This is a genomic window from Nocardiopsis lucentensis DSM 44048 (assembly GCF_000341125.1).
Taxonomy (GTDB): domain Bacteria; phylum Actinomycetota; class Actinomycetes; order Streptosporangiales; family Streptosporangiaceae; genus Nocardiopsis; species Nocardiopsis lucentensis.
In genome coordinates, this window is record NZ_ANBC01000029.1 from 1 (window position 1) to 2,057 (window position 2,057).

Annotated in this window: 1 protein-coding gene and 2 pseudogenes; all 3 read right to left on the reverse strand. The window is 72.3% G+C overall.

Going from position 1 to position 2,057, the window contains the following annotated elements; translation table 11 throughout:
* On the reverse strand, positions 1 to 817 hold an 817-nt coding region (locus tag D471_RS0100745; protein ID WP_017596856.1), incomplete at its 3' end, for a glycosyltransferase.
* Positions 814 to 1,729 (reverse strand): annotated as a pseudogene (locus D471_RS32455) (glycosyltransferase family 2 protein). The gene D471_RS0100745 and the pseudogene D471_RS32455, both read right to left, overlap by 4 nt.
* A gap of 36 nt (positions 1,730 to 1,765) precedes the next feature.
* A pseudogene (locus tag D471_RS0100770) lies at positions 1,766 to 2,057 on the reverse strand (hypothetical protein); the annotation flags it as partial.

Below are 2,057 nucleotides of genomic sequence, written 5' to 3' on the forward strand. Positions count from 1 at the left end.
GCCCCGGCAGGTCCGCGGCGGGCACGTACCCCTCACGGAACCGGACCCGGTCGGCGACCCCCAGCTCCGCGGCCAGCTCCGCCAGCTCGCCGGAACCGCCCCAGAACTCGCCCGCCACCGTGAGCGCGACGTCCTCGGGAGCCCCCGCCGCGAGCGCCCTCAGGAGCACGTCCACGCCCTTGTAGGGGCGGACGATGCCCAGGAACAGCAGGTGCCGCCGCTCCCCCGGCGCGGCCGGGCGCGGGCCGCCCGTCTCCGGCAGGTGCGGGGGCATTTGCGCCACCACGGGCCGGGACCTTCCCGCTCCCCGCAGTCCCTCGGCGAGGAGGGCCTGGTCGGGTGAGTGGGTGACGACGGCGTCGACGCGGCGCAGCAGGGCGCGGGTCAGGGACACGTCCACGGCCCGGCGCTCGTGCGGCAGCACGTTGTGGCACAGCGCCACCACCCGCGTGTCCGCGCGCCGGGAGCGCACGCCCGCGAGGACCCCCAGGTAGGCGGGGACCTGCACCGGGGAGAACAGGGTCAGCACCACGAGGTCGGCCGTACCCGCCAGGCGGCGTCCGGTCCGCCACCAGCCGTCCGGCCGGTACCAGGCCAGGTCGTGACGGGTGTCGGGGTAGGGCTCGCCCTCCGGGTCGGTGATGGTCTGCCGTCCCGGGTAGAGCGCCGCCGGGTACTGCGCCCGCCACGACTCGACCGCCGTCGGGTGGCCGAGCGCGCGCAGCCGGTGCGCCAGTTCGGTGGTGTGCCGAGCGCCGCCGCCCTTGTAGGGGTGGGCGGGCCCCACGAGGGCGACCCGGGCCGGTTCGGCGCTCACGCGCCCTCCCGTGAGCGGACGATGAGGTCGGCCAGGAGCCCGATCGCCGCGAGGATCAACCCCGTCATGAGGATCATGACCGTGTTGTTGGCGATGTAGAAGAGGTCCCGCACCTGGTCGAACACGAACTTGGCGGCACCGACCCCGAGCAGCGTCAGCGCGAGCGGCATGAGCACCTTGAGCGGGTTGAAGTACATGACCATCCGCAGCACCTGGAGGATGTAGCGGTAGGCGTCCTTGACGAAGTGGAACTTCGACGTGCCCGCCCGCGTGGCGTACTCGACGGGCACGTACCGGATGGGGTGCTGGTTGGACAGGAAGGCCAGGGTGATCGTCGTGACGCAGGAGAACCCGGGCGGCAGCAGCCGCAGGTAGGGGCGGGGGGNGACCGGAGTTGAGGTCGGGGATGCGGGTGCCCGTGAGGCCCTCGGCGATCTTGCGGATGACCCACTTGGCCGGGACGCGCAGGGCCTTGTGCGAGCCCATCTCCTGGGTGCGCGCGCCCACCACCTGGTCGATCTCGGGATCCTGGTCGAGCATCGCGACCAACTCGGGGATCCGTTCGTTGGGGTAGCTCATGTCCGCGTCGGTCCACACCACGAACTCGCCGCGCGCCCGCTGACTGCCGATCCGGCGCACCGTCCCGGACCCGCCGTTGTGGCCGAAGGCGATCACGCGCAGCCGTGGGTGGAGAGCCTCGGCGTCGCGCAGCCGGGCGAGGGTGTCGTCGGTGGAGGCGTCGTCCACGGCCAGCAGTTCGTATCCGTACCCGGAGGCGTCCATGGCCGAGCAGATCCGCTTGACCTCGTCGAGGACGTGGTCCTGCTCGTTGTAGCACGGGAGCACGACGGTGACCCGTACGGGCGCCTCGTCCGTGTTCGGGTCCTGGATGTGGTCGGGTGTGTGGCTCATGCGTCCGTCTCAGCGGTGTGGTTGGGGCCGGGTCGATCAGTCTGTGGCCGGGATGACGGCCACCCAGACGCTTCCTCGGAAGGTCCAGTGGCCGGTGGGCGGTTCCATGAGGGTACTGGGGTCCATGTCGGCGACCACGTGGAAGGGTCGTACGGGTGTGACCGCGCCGCCGGTCAGCTCCATGAGCGGGGCTGACTCGGGCGCCGCGAGCACGGCGGTACGGCCCCGTTCGTGGATCTGACCGACGACCCGCGCCACGTCCCCGGGCGTGGGCTCGTCCATCGCCGCCGTCGGCAGCCCGCACACGTTGCGCAGCAGCGGCAGGTAG